The sequence below is a fragment of the Actinomadura sp. NPDC023710 genome (assembly GCF_040639875.1).
Taxonomy (GTDB): domain Bacteria; phylum Actinomycetota; class Actinomycetes; order Streptosporangiales; family Streptosporangiaceae; genus Spirillospora; species Spirillospora citrea.
This window is the reverse complement of record NZ_JBFAGB010000008.1, coordinates 148,847-167,785: the sequence shown is the minus strand read 5'-3', so window position 1 is coordinate 167,785 and position 18,939 is coordinate 148,847. Positions and strand designations below refer to the sequence as shown.

Below are 18,939 nucleotides of genomic sequence, written 5' to 3'. Positions count from 1 at the left end.
GCCGCCCGGACGGGGCCGCTGGCCGGGCCTTGTCCCTGCCAAACTCGCATGTTCCGGCCTTCAGGGAAACCCCTGGCCGGTGAGTCATCCCGGTCTGGCGACGGCATAAGGGCGGCATAAACGCCGTAGATCGGGAACCAAGGGATCCATGGCGATGACGGCAGAGCGAACCATCGAAACGGAGATCCCGGCACGGCTCGACCGGTTGCCGTGGTCACGCTGGCACTGGACGGTCCTGATCGGCCTCGGCGCGGTCTGGATCCTGGACGGCCTGGAGGTGACCGTCGTCGGCGTCATCGGCCCGCGGCTCACCGACGCGTCGGGGGGCCTCGGGCTGACAGACGGGCAGGTCGGGCTGGCCGCGTCCATCTACGTCATCGGCGCCTGCCTGGGCGCCCTGTTCTTCGGGCATCTGACCGACCGGTTCGGGCGCAAGAAGCTCTTCCTCGCCACGCTCGCGCTGTACCTGGCGGCGACGGTCGCGACCGCGTTCTCGTTCAACCCGCTGTGGTTCTACGCCTGCCGGTTCCTCACCGGTGCCGGCATCGGCGGTGAGTACGCCGCGATCAACTCGGCGATCGACGAACTGATCCCGGCGCGGGTGCGGGGCCGGGTGGACGTGGTGGTGAACGGCTCGTTCTGGATCGGCACGTCCATCGCGGCGGCGCTGTCGATCCCGGTGCTGAACGGCGACCTCCTCCCCGAGGACCTCGGCTGGCGGGCCCTGTTCGCGCTCGGGGCCGTCCTCGGCCTCGGGGTGCTGTTCGTCCGCCGGATGGTGCCCGAGAGCCCGCGCTGGCTGTTCATCCACGGGCGCGAGGACGAGGCCGAGCGCGTGGTCGGCGGCATCGAACGGGAGATCACCGAGGAGACCGGCGAGCCCCTGGAGGAGCCCCGGGAGAGCATCCGGGTCCGGCAGCGCCGTGTCGTCTCGTTCGGGGGGATCGCCTCGACGGCCGTGCGCCGCTACCCGCGTAGGACGGTCCTCGGCCTGTCGCTGTTCATCGGGCAGGCGTTCCTCTACAACGCCGTCTACTTCACCTACGCGCTCGTGCTCAGCACGTTCTTCGACGTCCCCGACGCGAAGGTCGGCTACTACCTGATCCCGATCGGCATCGGGAACTTCCTGGGCGCGTTCTTCCTCGGCAGACTGTTCGACACGGTCGGCCGCAGGACGATGGTCACGGCGTCCTACGTGATCTCCGGTGTGCTGCTGGTCGGGACCGGGCTGCTGTTCCGCGCGGACCTGCTCGACGCCTGGACGCTGACGGCCTGCTGGTGCGCGGTGTTCTTCTTCGCCTCCGCCGGGGCGTCGTCGGCCTACCTCACGGTCAGCGAGATCTTCCCGATGGAGACCCGGGCGATGGCGATCGCCGCGTTCTACGCGGTCGGGACGGGCCTCGGCGGCGTGGTCGGGCCCGCGCTGTTCGGGCGCCTGGTGGAGACCGAGAAGGTGGCGAACGTCGTGAACGGCTACTACCTGGGCGCCGGGCTGATGATCGCCGCCGGGCTGGTGGAGCTGGCCATCGGCGTCGAGGCCGCGCAGCGTTCCCTGGAGGACGTGGCGAGGCCGCTGTCGGCGGAGGAGGCCACGGCCGCCTGACGGCGTCCCCCCGTCGCGCCTTCCCGCCCCGGTCAGGGGGCGAGGAGGCGCGACACCGCGCCGAGCGCCGGGGCGAGCAGGCGGCCCGCCGGGCCGGCGTGGGCGAGGGCGGCCCGCGCCGCGTTGGCGCCGCACGCGCCGTGCACGCCGCCGCCCGGGTGCGCGGAGGCCGACGCGAGGTACAGGCCCGCGACCGGCGTCTCGGCGCGCCCGAGGCCGGGGACCGGACGGAACACCAGTTGCTGGTGCGGCACGGCCGTGCCGCCGTTGAGCGCACCGCCGCGCAGGTTGGCGTCGTGGTCCTGGAACGCGGGCGGCGCGGTGACGCGGCGGTCGAGGACGCGGGAGCGGAAGCCGGGGGCGAGGCGCTCCACGGCGTTCTCGACGCGGTCCGCCATGGCGTCGCGCTCGCGCCCGTCCCAGACGCCGGTGATGCCGTCCGGGCCCGCGTCGGCCTTCACCCGGTGCGGGACGTGGGTGTACGCCCAGACCGACTCGGTTCCGGCGGGGGAGCGGGCGGGGTCGGCGGTCGTCATCTGGCCGAGGAGCGCGAACGGCTCGGAGGGGACGCGCCCGGTGGCCAGCTGCGCGCTGTAGTCGGTCATCGCGTCCAGGCCGGGGGACAGGTGGACGGTCCCGGCACGCCCGGCGCCGTCCGCCGCCCAGGGGATCGGCCCGGACAGCGCCCAGTCGACCTTGAAGGTGGCGTGGTCCCAGACGAAGCGGCTCATGTCGGCGCGCAGCGAGGCCGGCAGATCCGCCCAGCCGACCAGGCCCCCGTAGAGGGCGGGGGCCGAAACGTCGGCGAGGACGGCCTTGGCCGCGCGCACCGGTTCGCCGGACGCGGTGCGGACGCCGAGCGCGCGCCCGTCCCGCACGACGACGGAGGCGACCGGGGTGCCGCAGCGGACGCGCCCGCCGCGCGACTCCAGCCGCCGCACGAGCGCCGCCGTCAGCTCGCCCGCGCCGCCTTCGGGGACCGGCCACCCGTACCGCTGCCCGGTCATGGCGAGCAGCCAGCCGAACAGCGACCCCGCGGTCGACTCGGGGAACATGTCGGTGTGCAGCGTCGACCCGGCGAGCAGCAGCGGGCCGCCGGGCCCGGCGAACTCCTGCTCCCCGAGCGTGCGGACGGGGGCCAGCAGGGTGCGCAGGGCGCGGAGCCCGCCCGCCCGTCGCGCCGACCTCAGCAGCGGGAGCGCGGCCCGGACCGGCGGGAACGGGGTGAACAGGGCGCGCAGGACGTCCTCTCCCATGTCGTCCCACAGGCGGCAGAGCCGCAGCCACGCCTCGCCGTCGCCCGCGCCGAGCGCGTCGAGGCCGGCGGCGGTCGCGTCGCGGTCGCGCTCGAGGACGGCGCAGCGCCCGTCCGGGAGCGGATGGGCGAGGACGGCGGGCGCGTGCCGCCAGCGGAGGCCGTGCCGCTCCAGTTCCAGCGCCCGCATCGCGGGCGACGCGACGCCGAGCGGGTAGAACGCGCTGCACAGGTCGCTCACGTAGTCGGGGTGGACGCCCCGGTCGCTGCGCACCGCGCCGCCCGGTTCGGGCTGCGCCTCGAGCACCTCCACGTCCCACCCGGCGTCGGCCAGCATGTTGGCGGCGACGAGACCGTTGTGCCCCGCGCCGACGACCACGGCGTCAGCCATGCGGCATCCCTCCCCCGATCACCTTACGGGCGCCCGCGAGAGGGCCGCGGTCAGCCCACGTCGAGCCGGGCCAGCAGCCGCATCACGCCCGGCGCCACGCGCGACCCGAGGTAGCCCAGGCGTGCCTCCGGCGTCACCGGGACGACCGCGCGGTCGTCGCGGACGGCCGCGACGATCTGCTCCGCCACGCGGTCCGGCCCGTAGTTGCGCCGCGCGTAGGCGCGCGCGACGCGCTGCCGGCTGCGAGCCTCGTCCTCCTCGTTCTGGCCGACGAAGCGGGACGTGCGGGTGATGTTGGTGTTGACGATCCCCGGGCAGACGGCGCTGACCCCGATGCCCTCGCCCTTCAGCTCGGCGCGCAGGCACTCCGACAGCATCAGCACGGCCGCCTTGCTGGTCGCGTAGGCGGGCAGCGCGCGGGACGGCGTGAACGCGGCGGCCGAGGAGGTGTTGACGATGTGGCCGCCCTGCCCCCGCTCCACCATCTGCTTGGCGAAGAGCCGTGAGCCGTGGAGGACGCCCCACAGGTTGACGTCCAGGACCCTGCGCCAGTCGTCGGTGCCGTGCTCCAGGAACGGGCCGGCCATGCCGATCCCGGCATTGTTGACCACGACGTCCGGTACCCCGTGCTCGTGCACGACCGCCTTGGCGAAGTCCTCCATCGCGCCGCGGTCGGACACGTCCACCTGGAAGGCGTGTCCCGCCGGGCCGAGGAGGCCGGCGAGTTCGGCGGTGCGCTCGGCGGCGTCCGCGTCGAGGTCGGCGGCGACCACCTCGGCGCCTCGTTCGGCGAAGGCCAGCGCGGTGGCGCGGCCGATCCCGCTCCCCGCGCCCGTGACGACGACGAGGGACCCGTCGAAGGACCGCCGGCTCGGAGTCACCCTGGCCCGCCTGAGCGCGCGCGCCTCGGCGGCGGCGAGCGGACCGCCCTGGACGCCGGTGATGTGCTCGGTGACCCAGCGGGCGACGACGTCGGGGTGGCTGCGGGGCACCCAGTGCCCGGCCTTGAGCGTGCGCAGCGACAGGTTCGGGACGCGCCCGGCCAGCCCGCCGACCAGGTGCGGCGAGACGAACAGGTCCCTGGTCGGGACGATGACCTGGGTCGGGACGTCCGTGCGCCGGTCGCGCGGGCGGCGCAGCCGCTGGAGCATGTTCGCCCGGTACAGCCCGACCCCGGCCGCGGCGTCGCGCGCCATCGTCGTGGCCGGGTGGCCCGGCCGGGGCGGGACGCCCTCGCCGAGTTCCAGGGCCTTGGCGAACGGCTTCGCCATCCCGGCCCGCCACAGCAACTCCGGCAGCCCCGGCGTCTGGAAGAAGTAGATGTACCAGGAGCGGACGGCCTGCCCGGCAGCCCGCCGCAGGTTGGCCGGGGTGGGGCGCGCCAGGTTCCGCCGCGTCCAGTGCGCGACGTGGTCCAGGCAGGGGCCGGAGATCGAGGTGAACGACGCGAAGCGGTCCGGCGTCGTGCAGACCGCCTCCCACGACTGGATGGAGCCCCAGTCGTGTCCCACCAGGTGCACCTTGCGCTCGGGCGCGGTCGCGTCCAGGACGGCCTCCATGTCGGCCATCAGGTACTCGAACGTGTAGCGCCTCCGTCCGAACGGACGGGACGAGGCGCCCGCGCCGCGCACGTCGTAGCGGACGACGTGGAACCGCTCGGCGAGCCGCGCGGCCACCTCGTCCCAGACGGCGTGGGTGTCGGGGTAGCCGTGGACCAGCAGCACGGTCGGGCGCGACCGGTCGCCCTGCTCGTAGACGGCGAGGTCGACGCCGTCGCCGCGGACGCGCCGCCGGGTGACGGGTGGGGCGGGGTGTGTCATGCGGTCGTCTCCCGTCGGGCCCACCGGTGCACGTGGGGAAGGTCGTCGTCGAGCCAGTACGCGTCGTCCTCGGTGACCACGAGGATCTCCTCGAACTTCACGCCGACGCCGCGGAACCCGATGTGGGGCTCGACCGCCCACAGCCCGGGCGTCGGGGGGTGCTGGGACTGCGAGGCCCCGTTCCAGAGCGGGGAGCGCCCTTCCAGGCGCTCCTTGACCAGTTCGCGGCCGATGGTCTGGAGGAACCGTACACCGAATGGGAATCCCACGCGCTTCGGGAGAATCCCGCCGATGACGCCGACCTGATGGCCGATGACGCGGCCCGGATACTCGCGGTGCCGGCTGTCGTAGCCCTGCCGCTCGATGAGCGCGTCGACCTCGGCGTAGACGTCGGCGAACGTGCGCCGCTCGCGGACGAGGCCGAGGATGAGCGCCCGGTAGCCGGCGAGGTCGGCGTCGAGCCGCTCCCAGATCCTGTTCTCGCCGAGGACGCCGCCGTAGCCGATGTCGGCGGAGTAGCCGTCCTTCACCGGGGCCATGTCCAGGATGTAGGGCATGCCCTCCTCCAGGCGCGTCCCGCCGGGCAGGAACTGCGTGGGCACCCGGAAGCCGCGGAACGCCGACCGGTCGCCGAACCAGGCGAACGGGGTGTGCAGCCAGTCGTCCACGCCGTGTTCGCGCAGCCACCGGCGCATGCGCCGGCACGCCTCGCGCTCGGTCACGCCCGGTTCGAGCGTGCCGGCGACCTCTTCGGCGCACCGGTAGCACAGGCGCTGGACGGCACGGAATCGCTCGAGCTCCGCCGCGTCGTGCACGCGGGCGAGCGCCACTTTATTGGACACATTGTTAATAAACCGCCGATCCGCGCCCGGGTCAAGGGCCGGCGGAGTGACGCCCGCCACCGCGGAGCGCGGGAACCCGGCACCTCGCGGAGCGCCAATATCGCAACGCGCCGGGGCAGGGCAGGGGCCTAGTAGGGGTCGTAGCCCGCGGCCCTGGCGGCGGGCGACTGCGTGAGGTAGTCCAGCGCGCGCGGCGTGGAGCACACCTTGGAGGGATGGTGGTCCGGCCTGAGATAGACGGGCGCCTCGCCGAGCAGGAGCCGGAAGATGCCGGGCACGTGGCCGAGCCGGACGGACCGCCGGTAGGAGCGGTAGACGCGCAGCGGGGTCACCCGCCGCTTGATGGTCGGGTCCTGCTTGAGCAGGTAGAGCGAGCCGCCGATCAGCGCCCAGTACAGGAAGAACAGCGACACGACCCACGCGGCGACGCGGGTCGGGTACCGGCCTCCCATGGCGGTGTAGACGTCGAAGACCACCGAGCGGTGCTCGACCTCCTCGGCGCCGTGCCAGCGCAGCAGGTCCAGCATCGTCGGGTCCACGCCGGCCTTGTCGAGCCGGTCGTTGTCCATGATCCACTGGCCGAGGACGGCGGTGTAGTGCTCGATCGAGGCGACCGCGGCCAGCTCGAAGCGCAGCCGGCGCCGCCAAGCCCGCGGGTTGCGCTCCTTCAGCGCCGCCATCTGCGCGGGGCGCTCGGAGTTGCCCCGTCCCGCCGCGTCAGTGATCTTGGAGACGTCGATGCCGGCGCGTTGCAGGATCTGGTCCAGGACGCCCTGGTGGGAGCGGGCGTGCACCATCTCCTGCCCGATGAAGCCCTTGATCTCCTCCAGCAGCCGCTCGTCCCGGATGTGCGGGCGGGCGTCCTTGACGCACTGGATGAACCACTTCTCGCCCTCGGGCAGGACGATGTGGAACGAGTTGATGATGTGGGTGGCGACCGGGTCGCCCGGGACCCAGTGCAGCGGGGTCTCCGACCAGTCGAAGGAGACGCGCCGCGGCTTGATCGGCGGATGGCGCTCGTCGACGGGCACCGTTCCGCCGCTCGCCTGGGGCCTCGTCATGCGGTCCTCGCCTTCCACGCGTCCGGGTCGGCCGCGACGTGCCCCCGCGCCGCGCGTATGCCATTGGCAGTGCAGTCAACTCCTGCCGGGACCGCGGTTTCTTGAGGAGAAGCCAACAAGTTACCGCTTGGTTTTCGACCCGGGGTGACAAGTGGCGCCGCTCAGAGGGCGATACGCTCGGCCCCCGCGTAGACGTTCATGGTCTCGCCGCGCAGGAAGCCGACGAGCGTCATCCCGGCGTCCTCGGCGAGGTCCACCGCCAGCGAGGACGGCGCCGACACCGCCGCCAGCACCGGGACGCCGGCCGTCATCGCCTTCTGCGTCAGCTCGAACGACGCGCGCCCGCTCACCATGAGGACCGTGCCGGCCAGCGGAAGCCGTCCCTGCCGCAGGGCCCACCCGATCACCTTGTCGACGGCGTTGTGGCGGCCGACGTCCTCGCGCACGGCGAGGAGCCCGCCTTCGGCGTCGAACAGCCCGGCGGCGTGCAGGCCGCCGGTCCGGTCGAACACCCGCTGCGCCTCGCGCAGCCGCTCCGGCATGGCCGCCAGCACGCGCGGGGTGAGCCGCACCGGGTCGCCGGCGACCTCGTAGGGGCGGTCGGCGCGCAGCGCCTCGATGCTCGACTTCCCGCACACCCCGCAGGCGCTGGTGGTGGTGAACGCCCGCGTCATGGAGTCGTCCGGCGGCGGCACGCCGGGGGAGAGCACCACGTCCAGGGTGTTCTGCTCCTCGGTGTCGGCGCAGTACCGCATCGTCGCGATGTCGCCGGCCCGCCCGACCACGCCCTCGGCCGCCAGGAACCCGGCGACCAGGTCGAAGTCGTGCCCGGGCGTGCGCATGGTGATCGTCAGCGGCTTGCCGGCGACGCGGATCTCCAGCGGCTCCTCCGCCGCGAGCGTGTCGGGCCTGCGCACCCGCGATCCGGACGCGCTCAGCCGGAGCACGGGCCTGCGCACGGTGATCCGCCCCATGACCGTTGACGGTACCCCGGGAACCCGCCCCAAACGAAGCCCTGGGCCGGGCGCCGCCGCGCGGGCTAGTCGGGCACCCCGCGGGGGCGGGGCGCCCGCCACCCCTGGCGCATCGCGAGGACGCGCAACCCGAACGCCATCACGGCGGCGCCCGCGGTGACGGCCCCGCCGTGCAGGCCCGCGCTCTCGGCGCCGGCGGTCACGGCCGCGCCGAGCAGCGCGGGCACCGCGTACAACTGCCGGTCGTACAGCACCGCCGGGATCTGCCCGGCCAGCACGTCGCGCAGGATGCCGCCGCCCACCGCCGTCACGATGCCGAGCAGCACCGCGTGCACCGGTGAAAGGCCGTACTGGAGCGCCTTGACCGTCCCGGTCGCGCAGAACAGCCCGAGCCCGGCCGCGTCGAACAGCAGCACCGCCGGCAGCAGCCGCGTCACCTGCGGATGCCAGAAGAACACCAGCGCCGACGCCGCCACCGGTACCAGCACGTACCCGAGGTCGGTGAACGCCGCCGGGGGGACCGCCCCGATGAGCAGGTCGCGCAGGATTCCGCCGCCGAGCGCGGTGATCTCGGCCAGCACCACCATCCCGACGACGTCCAGCCGCTGCCGGACGGCCGCGAGCGCCCCCGACACGGCGAACACGAAGATCCCGGCGAGGTCCAGCAGCCATGCGACCCCGTGGCCGCTCACTCGCGGTGGTCCCTCCGGTCGATGTTCCAGTTCGCCACCACCGCCGCGAACGGCGGGATCACCAGCGCCACCACCGTCATCGCGATCGCCGCGGTGTGCGAGTACAGCCGGACCACCGCCCAGGCCAGCACGAACAGGGTGAGGCACGTGCCCATCATGATCCCGTAGGCCAACCTGCGACGCCGCATGCCCTCACGTTACGTCGCGTCAGCCCCCCGCCCCGCGCGGGGCGGGGGTGGCGGAGGCGTACGGGAATCGAACCCGCCGTCCCGAGATCCTCGGGACCGTCGGCTTTGAAGGCCGTGGAGGCCACCAGGCGCTCACACGCCTCCGGCGGCGATCTTAGCCGGTGTAGAGGGCGTCGATGTCGGCGGCGTACTTGGTGTGCACGACGCGGCGCTTCAGCTTGAGGGTCGGGGTGAGCTCCTCGCTCTCGGCGGTCCACTCGGCGGTGAGCAGGCGCCACCGCTTGACCTGCTGGACGCGGGCGAGCCGGGCGTTGGCGTCCTCGACGGCCCGGGCCACCTCCTCCAGGACGAGGGGGTGGTCGGCGAGGGCGGCGAGGTCGGTGGTGTCGACGCCGTGGGCGGCCGCCCAGACGGGCGCGACCTCGCCGTCGAGGGTGATGAGCGCGACGACGTAGGGGCGGCGGTCGCCGAAGGCGAGGGCCTGGCCGATGAGCGGGTGCTCCTTGAGCCGGTTCTCCACCAGGGACGGGGCGATGTTCTCGCCGCCGGCGGTGATGATCAGTTCCTTCTTGCGGTCGACGACGGTGAGGAAGCCGTCCTCGTCCAGGCGGCCGACGTCGCCGGTGTGCACCCAGCCGTCCGGGTCGATGAGGTCGGCGGTGGCGTCGGGGCGGTCCAGGTAACCGGGGGTGCAGGTGGCGCCGCGGACCAGGATCTCGCCGTCGCCCGCTAGCTTCAGTTCGACGCCGGGGAACGGGCGGCCGACGGTGCCGAGCTTGAAGGAGTCGGCGAGGTTGGCGGTGATGGCGCCGGTCGTCTCCGTCATCCCGTAGGCGTCGAAGATCTTCAGGCCGAGCCCGGCGAAGAAGCGGGCCACCTCGACGGGCAGCGGCGCCGCCGCGCTGGAGGCCTGCCGGACGCGGTCCAGGCCGAGCAGGGCGCGCATGGGGGTGAGGACCGCCCGGTCGGCCCGCTCGAAGGCCTCGGCGACCGGGGGGGTGAGGGTGTTGCCGTGCTCCTGCGCCGTCACGTACGCGCGGCCGGCGTCCAGGGCGGCGGCGACCGCCCGCTTCCTCGTCTCGTCCTGCTCGGCCGACAGCACCGCCTGGATGCCGGCCATGATCTTCTCCCAGACGCGCGGGACGCCGAAGAAGGAGTGCGGCCGCACCTCGCCGAGGATCGTCGTCAGCTGGGCCGGGTCGGGACAGAAGTGGATGTGGGAGGCCAGCCGGACCGGCAGGTAGTAGCTGAGCACGCGGTCGGCGATGTGCGCGAACGGCAGGTAGGAGATCCCGGCCGGGTGCTCGGGGAGGACGGAGCTGCGCTCGACCATCTCCGCCTCGTGCAGCACCATCGAGTGCGTGATCAGGACGCCCTTCGGGTCGCCGGTGGTGCCGGAGGTGTACAGGAGGGTGACGGTGTCCCCGGGCCCGACCGCCTGCCAGCGCCGGTCGATCGCGAGCGGATCGGCGGCCAGCTCGCGGCGGCCGAGCTCGGTGAAGGCGTCCCAGGTGAGGAAGCGGTCGCCGGGCGGGCAGGCGGCGGCGTCCACCACGATGATCTTGCGGAGGTCCGGGAGGCGGTCCAGGACGGGCAGCCAGCGGCCGAGCTGGTCCGCGCCGTCCAGGACCGCGTACCTGGCCGAGCAGTGGCCGGCGACGAAGGCGACCTGGTCGGGCGCGAGCGTCGCGTACACGGTGGCGGGGACGCCGCCGGCGTGCACGGCGCCGAGGTCGGCCAGCACGTGCTCGGAACGGTTCGGCATCATCAGCGCGACGACGTCGCCGGGGTCCAGGCCGAGGGCGGCGAACCCGGCGGCCGTCTCCAGCGCGCGGGTGCGGGTGTCCGCCCAGGTGAGGGTCCTCAACTCGCCGTCGGTCCGGTCGGAGTAGGCGGGCCTGCCGCCGTGCCGTGCGGCGGTCGCGGCGAGGGCGGTGCAGATCGTCTGCCCCGCGACGGCCCGGTCGAGGTCGGCCCGCTGTTCCTGGATCCCCATGTCGCCCCTCGTGGGTAGGTGACCGTAGTAAGTGATGACTTGCAGAGTGCAGATCGCATCACGCCGAACCGGGTTCGGACAAGGGGTTCGCGGGTTTTCCACGCTGGTCGCGGGGGCCGGTCGGCGATCGGTGACCGGGTGCGTACCGTCCGTTTGTTGATCATTTGAGGTAGTTGTGCGTTAAATTCAGCGGTGACCCGACTCGCCCCCGTGGCCCGCCTGACGCAGTACGCGCGCGGCGGTGGCTCCAGCAAGATTCCGCCAGGGGAGCTGGAGCGGGTCGTGGCCGGCCTCACCGGCGGGAACGACGCGCTCCTCGTCGGCGGTCCCGACGGCGACGACGCCGCCGTGCTGCGCCTGGAGGGCGGCCGGGCCGTGGTCTCCACCGCCGACTTCTGCACACCCGTCGTCGACGACGCCTACGACTGGGGCCGCATCGCCGCCGCCAACGCGCTCTCCGACGTCTACGCCGTCGGGGGCGTGCCGCTGATGGCCCTGAACCTGCTCGGCTGGCCCGCCGACGCGCTGCCCGCCGAGCTGGCCCGCGAGGTGCTGCGCGGCGGACGGGACATGGCGGCGCTGGCCGGCGTCGCGATCGCCGGCGGGCACAGCATCGAGGACCCCGAGCCGAAGTACGGCCTCGCGGTCACCGGCACCGCGGACCCCGACCGGCTGCTGCGGCTGGACGCCGGCCGTCCCGGCGTCCCGCTCACGCTGACCAAGCCGCTCGGCGTCGGCGCGCTCAACGCCCGGCACCGGGCGACCGGGGAGGTGTTCCCGCACGCGGTCGCGACCATGACGGAGCTGAACGCGGCGGCGGGCCTGACCGCCCTCGAACGCGGCGCCGCGTGCGCCACCGACGTCTCCGGCTTCGGGCTGCTCGGCCACCTGTACAAGCTGGCGCGGGCGAGCGGCGTCACCGCCGTCGTGGACGCCTCCGCCGTCCCCTACCTCGACGGCGCGCGCGCCGCCGTGCGGGACGGGTTCGTGCCCGGCGGCACCCGCCGCAACCTCGCGTGGGTGTCGCCGCACACCGACTTCCGCCGGATCGCCGAGGAGGAGCGGCTGCTGCTCGCCGACGCGCAGACCTCCGGCGGGCTGCTGGTCGCCGGGGAGATCCCGGGCGCGCCGGTCGTCGGGGAGCTCGTCGGCCGGGGGCGGCGCGCCCTCGTCATCCGCTAGCCGCCCGGCCCTCGCCGCCCGTGTCGCCGATCGGGGGCGCGGGTAGGCTCCCGGCACGGCCTCATCGGGACGGGGGAGGCGTGGCATGACGATCGGCGGGCTCGCGGCCGCCGGGGTCCTCCTGGTGGCGGCGTTCTGGCCCAGGCAGACCGGCCGCCGCTCCTGACGCCGGGCCGTTCCGCTCCGGAACGGCCGTCAGGTCCGGCGCAGGACGGGGCGCAGGCCGTCCAGCACGTCCGGGTCCTCGATGGTGGACGGGACGGGCACCTCCTGCCCGTCGGCGATGCCCCGCATCACGCCCCGCAGGATCTTGCCCGACCGCGTCTTCGGCAGCGCGGGCACGACGGAGATCTCCTTGAGCGCGGCGACGGGGCCGATCTGCTCGCGGACCATCGCGACCAGCTCGGCGCACACCTCGCCCGGCTCGGCCAGGATCCCGCTCTTGAGCACGACCAGCCCGCGCGGCACCTGCCCCTTGAGCGCGTCCTGGACGCCGATGACGGCGCATTCGGCCACGGCCGGATGGGACGAGATGACCTCCTCCATCGTCCCCGTGGACAGCCGGTGCCCGGCCACGTTGATCACGTCGTCGGTGCGGCCCATCACCCAGACGTAGCCGTCCTCGTCGATGTGCCCGCCGTCGCCGGTCAGGTAGTGCCCGGGGAACTTCGTCAGGTACGACTCGACGAAGCGCTCGTCGTCCTGCCACAGCGTGGGCAGGGTGCCCGGCGGCAGCGGCAGCCGGATCGTGATGTCGCCCTCGGCGCCCGGCGGGACCGGCGAGCCGTCGGGGCCGAGGACCCGCACGTCGTACCCGGGCACCGGCACGGTCGGCGACCCCGCCTTGACCGGCATCGGCTCCAGCCCGCGCAGGTTCGCCACGATCGGCCAGCCGGTCTCGGTCTGCCACCAGTGGTCGATCACCGGGCGGTCCAGGACGCGCGAGGCCCACCGGTAGGTGTCGGGGTCGAGGCGCTCGCCGGCGAGGAACAGCGTGTCCAGGGCGGACAGGTCGTGCCCGGCGAGCAGCGCCCCCTCGGGGTCCTCTTTCTTGATCGCCCGGATCGCGGTCGGCGCGGTGAACAGCGCCTTCACCCGGTGCTGCGCGGCGACGCGCCAGAACGCGCCCGCGTCCGGCGTCCCGACCGGCTTGCCCTCGTACAGCACGGTCGTGCAGCCGGTGAGCAGCGGCGCGTACACGATGTAGGAGTGCCCGACGACCCAGCCGACGTCGGAGGCCGCCCAGAACACATCGCCCTGCCCCACGCCGAACACGTTCTCCATCGACCAGCGCAGCGCCACCGCGTGCCCGCCGTTGTCGCGCACGACGCCCTTCGGCCGCCCGGTCGTGCCGGAGGTGTAGAGGATGTACAGCGGGTCGGTGGCGGCGACGGGCACGCACCCCGCGGGCTCGGCGGCCGCGACCGCCTCGTCCCACTCCACGTCCCGCGGACGGACGAGGTCGGCGTGCAACTGCTCGCGCTGCCGGATCACGCACCGCTCGACCTTGTGCCGGGCCAGCTCCAGTGCCCGGTCCAGCAGCGGCTTGTAGGGGACCACCCGGCCCGCCTCGATGCCGCAGGACGCCGACACGACCGCCTTCGGGCGGGCGTCGTCGATGCGCACGGCCAGCTCCCGCGCCGCGAACCCGCCGAAGACCACCGAGTGCACGGCGCCCAGCCGCGCGCACGCCAGCATCGCGATGACGGCCTCGGGCACCATCGGCAGGTAGATGATCACGCGGTCGCCGCGCTCGACGCCCTGCTTGCGCAGGGCCCCGGCGAACCGCGCGACGAGCTCGGTCAGCTCCCGGAAGGTGTAGGTCCGCACGGTCCCGGTGACGGGGCTGTCGTAGATCAGCGCGGCCTGCTCGCCGCGGCCCTCCTCGACATGCCGGTCCAACGCGTTGTCGCAGGTGTTGAGCTCGCCTCCGGTGAACCACCGGTAGAAGGGCGGGGCCCCGTCGTCCAGCACCCGGTCCGGCGGGACGAGCCACCGCACGTCCCGCGCCGCCAGCCCCCAGAAGCGGGTCGGATCGGCGATGCTGCGTTCGTACGCGGCCGCGTAGGCGCCCATGTCGTCCTCCCGGTGACGGGTCCTGGCCCGGATCTGCGCGGAGGCCCGGACCGGCGTCGCCGCGGTTCGGGCCGCACCCCTATAGGGCATGGCGCGGGGCCGGTTCGTCAAGGGCCCGCGCCGCCGGGCGGGGTCTACCCGGGATGGCGCAGGGCGTGCGCGACGGCGATGAGGGCGGCCAGCGCCGCCCCCGCGGAGACCACCCAGAAGCACAGCTCGTAGGCGCCGAGCGAGGGGACGCCGGCGCCCGCGGCGTGTCCGGCCAGGATCGACGCGGTGACGGCGCCCGCGACGCTGCCGCCCGTGGTGCGGACGAGCGAGTTGATGCCGCTGGCGATCCCGCTCTGGTCCATCGGGACGTGCCGGACGGCGAGGGTGCCGAGCGCGGCGTAGGCGATCCCGAACCCGATGCCCTGGAGGGCGCTGAACGCGAGCATGTCGTACACGTGCGAGTTCGACACCGCGAGCCACGCGTAGCACAGCCCGGCGAAGGCCGACCCGATCGCGAGCGTCCAGGCCGGGCCGAGCCGGGCCGCGATCCGCCCGGCCGTCGCCGAGAACACCAGCATCGTCACGGTGCTCGGCAGCATGTAGAGCCCGACGTCCAGGACCGAGCCGCCGAGCCCGTACCCGACCTCCTCCGGCCGCGCCTGGACGAAGCCGGCGATGAGCGTGAACGCGGCGAACATCGAGAAGCCGAGCAGCGCCGAGACGACGTTGGCCGACAGCGACCGGGGGCCGACCAGCAGGTTCAGCCGCACCAGCGGCGCGCGGACCCGCAGCTCGATCACCACCCAGACCGCGCACAGTGCGGCCGCGGCGCCGAACAGGGCGAGGACCCCGCCGGACGTCCAGCCCCACGCGTTGCCCTGGCTGATGCCGAGCAGCAGGCAGACCAGCCAGCAGGCGAGCAGGGCCGCTCCCGGCAGGTCCGGCCGCCCGCCGGCGCGGACGCCGACGTCGCGGGCCGTCGCGGCGACTAGCACCAGCCCGGCCGCCGCCAGCGCGGCGGCGATCCAGAACACCGGGTGGTGGCTGCCGGTGCGGGTGGCGATCAGCCCGGTCACGATCATGCCGGCGCTGCCGCCGACGCCCATGGTGGCGCTGACGATGCCGATCGCCGTGGTCACCCGCGCGGCCGGGAACGTGTCGCGGATCATGCCGATGGCGAGCGGGATCATCGCCGCCGAGACGCCCTGCAGCGCGCGCCCGGCGATCAGCACCGGCAGCGTGCCGGACACCGCGCACACCACCGAGCCGGCCAGCAGCAGCACGAGGGCGAGCAAGATCATCCGCTTCTTGCCGTACATGTCGCCGAACCGCGTCAGCAGCGGGGTGGCGACGGCGCCGGCCAGCAGGGACGCGGTGAACACCCACGTCACGTCCGTGATGGGGGCGTCGAACCGGGCCATGAGCTGCGGCAGCAGCGGCAGCACGAGCGTCTGCTGCACCGACACGACCATCCCGGCGACGGCGAGCGCGAGCAGGGTCGGGCCGGTGGGACGGGAGGCAGGGGCCCCGGCCCCGGGCACCGCCGGGGCGCCTGTCCTGCGTGCCGCCGGGGCGCCGGTCATGCGAACCTCCCGCATCGGCCGGTCGCCGGATCCCGGCGCGCGGCATGTACTTACTCAACCTAAATAAGTGTAGAGCGGGGGAATCGTCGCCCGATGTCCGCCGGTACGGCACGACGCGCCAGCGCGTCGGCGTTTTGCGCGGGGCCCGGGCGTCCTAGGGTTGCCTTTCGTGGACCTTCGTCTGCGCAACCCCCGCACCGCCTCCCGCCTCGCCACCCCCCGCACGGCCCGTTCCCGCGCGGCCATCGGCGTTCAGGTCTGGAAAGGACGCTGATGCACGTCGTCACCACCGCAGGTCACGGTGGGCACGGCAAGTCGGCGCTCGTGCGCGCCCTCACGGGCAGACAGCCCGGCGAGGCGGGCGCCTGGACGGAGCTGCCCTCGGGGCGGCACGTCGCGTTCGTCGACGCGCCCGGGGACGAGCGGTCCGTCCCGGACTGGCTCGCCGGGGCCGCGCCCGCGTCCGCGGTCCTGCTCACCGTCGCCGCCGACGAGGGGTGGACGGCGCAGACGCGCGAGCACCTGGAGGCCCTCGGCGCGCTCGGCGTCCGGTTCGGCGTCCTCGCGGTCACCAAGGCCGACGCCGCCGACCCCAGGCCCGCGCTGCGCCAGATCCGCGAGCGGGTGGCCGGGACCGCGCTGCGCGACGCGGAGGCCGTCGCGGTGAGCGCCGCCACCGGCGCCGGGGTGGTCGAGCTGTCCGCCGCGCTCGACCGCCTCGCCGGCCGGCTGCCCGTGCCCGACCCGGCCGCCCCGGTGCGGCTGTGGGCCGACCGGGCGTTCACCGCCGGACGTCAGACCGTCATCGCCGGCACCCTCGCCGCCGGGACGGTCGCCGTGGGCGACGAGCTGCTCCTCATGCCCGCGGGCGAGCGGGTCCGCGTCCGGACGATCGGCCGCGCCGGCGAGCCGTGCGAGTCGGTCGGCGGCGTCTCGCGCGTCGTGCTGACGCTGCGCGACGCCGGGCGCGTCGACGCCGGCATGGCCCTGGTCACCCCGGGCGCCTGGACGCCCACCACCTGCGTCGACGTCCGGACCCGCTTCGGTGAGGCGTCCGGCAGGCTCGCGCGGCGGATGACGCTGCACATAGGGTCGGCCGCCGTCGCGGTCGGGCTGCGGCCCCTCGGCCCCGACACCGCGCGCCTGACCCTGAACACCCGGCTCGCCCTGCACCTCGGCGACACCGGGCTCCTGCGCGACCCCGAGCGTCGTTCGATCGCCGGGGTGAGCGTCCTGGACGTCCGGCCGCCGACCCTCGTGCGGCGCGGCGCGGGCGCCGCCCGCGCCCGGGAGCTGGCGACCTGGCCGGACCGCCCGGACGGCGCCGTCGTGCTCCGCCGGCACGGCGTGCTCCGCCGCTCGGAGCTGTCGCTCATGGGCTGCGCGCCGCCCGCCGACGCCGTCGCCCTGAACGGCGAATGGGTCGCCGACCCGGCGCACTGGCGGTCGCTGTTCGAGCGGCTCGCCGAGGAGACGTCCCGGCACGCGGCCGAGAGCCCCGGCGCCCCCGGGATCCCGCTGGAGGCCGTCCGGCTGCGCCTCGGGCTCCCCTCCCGGCAGCTCGTCGCCGCGCTCGTCCGGCCGCCGCTGCGCCTGGACGCGGGACGCGTCTACGGCCCGTCCCCGGACTCCGCTCCGGCGCAGGCCGCCGAGCCCGCGCCGACGGCGGTCGCCGCGGCACCGCCGCCGCCCTGGGCCGCGGCCGTGGAACGGCTCCGCGCCGACCTCGCGGACGCCCCGTTCGAGCCGCCCGACGCCGAGCGCCTCGAAGAGCTGGGCCTCACGGGCGACGCCCTCGCCGACGCGGAGCGGGCGGGCGCCGTCCTGCGGATCGACGACGGCGTCGTGCTCCTCCCGGGCGCCGACCAGGAGGCGCTGCGCGTCCTGTCGGGTCTGCCGCAGCCGTTCACGCCGGCCCAGGCCGGCGACGCCCTCGGGACCGGCCGCGACGTCGCCGTCGCCCTGCTGCGCCACCTCGACCAGCTCGGCCTCACCGAGCGCCGCCAGGGCGAAAACCGGTTGAACCGGGACGGGTGACTCTGGCGTCATAGATCGCGGTCCGGTTCCGTCGATCAAGGAGTGGGAATGCCGTACCAGACCCTGAAGGGCGGCCGCGTCCCGATCCGGATGTGGACCGACCCCGACACCGTCGAGGACCTCGCCCTCGACCAGCTGCGCAACGTCTCCGCCCTGCCGTGGGTGGAGGGCCTCGCGGTGATGCCCGACGTCCACTACGGCAAGGGCGCCACCGTCGGCTCGGTGATCGCGATGAGGGACGCGGTGTCCCCGGCCGCCGTCGGCGTCGACATCGGCTGCGGGATGACCGCCGTCAGGTCGTCCCTCACCGTCGAGGACATGCCGGACGACCTGGCCGGGCTGCGCGGCCGCCTGGAGAAGGCGATCCCCGTCGGGCGCGGCTCGCACAAGAGCGCCGTCGACCCCTCCGCGCTGCCGGGCCTCAAGGAACGCGGCTGGTACGACTTCTGGAAGGGCTTCGACGACCTGCACCCGGCCGTCCGCTCCCGCCACGGCCGCGCCCGGTCGCAGATGGGCACGCTCGGCGGCGGCAACCACTTCCTGGAACTGTGCGCGGACGACGACGGCGCGATCTGGCTCGTCCTGCACTCGGGGTCGCGCAACATCGGCAACGAGCTGGCCGAGCACCACATCGAGGCCGCCCGCAAGCTGCCCCACAACCAGGACCTGCCGGACGGCGACCTCGCCGTGTTCCTCAAGGGCACCGTGAAGATGGACGCCTACCGCCACGACCTGTTCTGGGCGCAGGAGTACGCGCGCCGCAACCGCGCCGTCATGACCGCGCTCGCGCAGAACGTCGTCACCCAGCGGTTCGGCGAGAAGCGCTGCAGGTGGGGCGAGGTCATCTCCTGCCACCACAACTACGTGGCGGAGGAGGAGTACGGCGGTGTCGAGCTGCTCGTCACCCGCAAGGGCGCGATCCGCGCCGGCCGCGGCGACCTCGGGATCATCCCGGGATCCATGGCGACCGGCACCTACATCGTCCGCGGCCTCGGCAACGAGACCGCCTACAACTCCGCCTCCCACGGCGCGGGCCGCAGGATGAGCCGCAACAAGGCCCGCAAGCACTTCACCGTCGAGGACCTGGTCGAGCAGACCAGGGGCGTCGAGTGCCGCAAGGACAGCGGCGTCGTGGACGAGATCCCCGGCGCCTACAAGGACCTCGACGCGGTGATCGAGGCCCAGTCCGACCTCGTCGAGGTGGTCGCGCACCTCCGCCAGCTCATCTGCGTGAAGGGCTGACCCCGC

At 74.2% G+C, this 18,939-nt stretch carries 14 protein-coding genes and 1 tRNA gene; 4 read left to right on the top strand and 11 right to left on the bottom strand.

Annotation, left to right across the window (positions count from 1 at the left end):
- The first annotated feature begins 154 nt into the window (after window positions 1-154).
- Entirely contained in the window at window positions 155-1,603 is a 1,449-nt protein-coding gene (locus AB0H37_RS12030; protein WP_360612359.1) for an MFS transporter, read from the top strand.
- 32 nt (window positions 1,604-1,635) lie between these two features.
- Here AB0H37_RS12030 and AB0H37_RS12025 read toward each other — a convergent pair whose 3' ends face one another.
- From AB0H37_RS12025 to AB0H37_RS11985, 9 genes are all read right to left on the bottom strand, one after another.
- Window positions 1,636-3,249 carry an NAD(P)/FAD-dependent oxidoreductase gene (locus tag AB0H37_RS12025; RefSeq protein ID WP_360612358.1) on the bottom strand — a complete coding sequence of 538 codons (1,614 nt, stop codon included), beginning with the start codon at window positions 3,247-3,249 and terminating at the stop codon, window positions 1,636-1,638.
- Window positions 3,250-3,299: 50 nt separating this feature from the next.
- Window positions 3,300-5,069 carry an SDR family oxidoreductase gene (locus AB0H37_RS12020; RefSeq protein WP_360612357.1) on the bottom strand — a complete coding sequence of 590 codons (1,770 nt, stop codon included), beginning with the start codon at window positions 5,067-5,069 and terminating at the stop codon, window positions 3,300-3,302.
- Window positions 5,066-5,899, bottom strand: coding sequence for a M24 family metallopeptidase (locus AB0H37_RS12015; RefSeq protein WP_329098678.1), 834 nt, complete (start codon window positions 5,897-5,899; stop codon window positions 5,066-5,068). Before AB0H37_RS12015 ends, AB0H37_RS12020 begins: the two co-directional genes overlap by 4 nt.
- 140 nt (window positions 5,900-6,039) lie before the next feature.
- Complete coding sequence (locus tag AB0H37_RS12010; protein WP_329090206.1) at window positions 6,040-6,972, bottom strand: metal-dependent hydrolase; 933 nt, start codon at window positions 6,970-6,972, stop codon at window positions 6,040-6,042.
- Window positions 6,973-7,133: 161 nt separating this feature from the next.
- Window positions 7,134-7,946 carry a formate dehydrogenase accessory sulfurtransferase FdhD gene (fdhD, locus tag AB0H37_RS12005; protein ID WP_329090208.1) on the bottom strand — a complete coding sequence of 271 codons (813 nt, stop codon included), beginning with the start codon at window positions 7,944-7,946 and terminating at the stop codon, window positions 7,134-7,136.
- A 65-nt stretch (window positions 7,947-8,011) separates the two neighbouring features.
- Entirely contained in the window at window positions 8,012-8,638 is a 627-nt protein-coding gene (locus AB0H37_RS12000) for a trimeric intracellular cation channel family protein (RefSeq protein WP_179835213.1), read from the bottom strand.
- Window positions 8,635-8,826 carry a DUF3099 domain-containing protein gene (locus AB0H37_RS11995; protein ID WP_089313299.1) on the bottom strand — a complete coding sequence of 64 codons (192 nt, stop codon included), beginning with the start codon at window positions 8,824-8,826 and terminating at the stop codon, window positions 8,635-8,637. The genes AB0H37_RS12000 and AB0H37_RS11995 overlap by 4 nt, the downstream gene beginning before the upstream one ends.
- Before the next feature lie 48 nt (window positions 8,827-8,874).
- Window positions 8,875-8,970: transfer RNA gene (locus AB0H37_RS11990), tRNA-Sec, on the bottom strand.
- Between the two features lie 10 nt (window positions 8,971-8,980).
- Window positions 8,981-10,822, bottom strand: a complete 1,842-nt coding sequence (locus tag AB0H37_RS11985; protein ID WP_360612356.1) for an AMP-dependent synthetase/ligase — start codon at window positions 10,820-10,822, stop codon at window positions 8,981-8,983.
- Window positions 10,823-11,014: 192 nt separating this feature from the next.
- On the opposite strand from AB0H37_RS11985, the gene selD reads away from it, so the two are divergent.
- On the top strand, window positions 11,015-12,004 hold the full coding sequence (selD, locus tag AB0H37_RS11980) for a selenide, water dikinase SelD (RefSeq protein WP_329090215.1): 990 nt from the start codon (window positions 11,015-11,017) through the stop codon (window positions 12,002-12,004).
- A 195-nt stretch (window positions 12,005-12,199) separates the two neighbouring features.
- On the opposite strand, the gene AB0H37_RS11975 is transcribed toward selD, so the two are convergent.
- Entirely contained in the window at window positions 12,200-14,170 is a 1,971-nt protein-coding gene (locus tag AB0H37_RS11975) for a propionyl-CoA synthetase (protein ID WP_179835211.1), read from the bottom strand.
- A gap of 44 nt (window positions 14,171-14,214) precedes the next feature.
- Complete coding sequence (locus AB0H37_RS11970; RefSeq protein ID WP_360612355.1) at window positions 14,215-15,654, bottom strand: MFS transporter; 1,440 nt, start codon at window positions 15,652-15,654, stop codon at window positions 14,215-14,217.
- Window positions 15,655-15,927: 273 nt separating this feature from the next.
- Between AB0H37_RS11970 and AB0H37_RS11965 the strand changes: the two genes are divergently transcribed.
- On the top strand, window positions 15,928-17,691 hold the full coding sequence (locus AB0H37_RS11965) for a SelB C-terminal domain-containing protein (RefSeq protein ID WP_360612354.1): 1,764 nt from the start codon (window positions 15,928-15,930) through the stop codon (window positions 17,689-17,691).
- 48 nt (window positions 17,692-17,739) lie between these two features.
- The gene (locus tag AB0H37_RS11960) at window positions 17,740-18,933 is read left to right on the top strand and encodes an RtcB family protein (protein WP_329090223.1); all 1,194 of its coding nucleotides are present in this window, start codon (window positions 17,740-17,742) and stop codon (window positions 18,931-18,933) included.
- The last annotated feature ends 6 nt before the right edge of the window (window positions 18,934-18,939 follow it).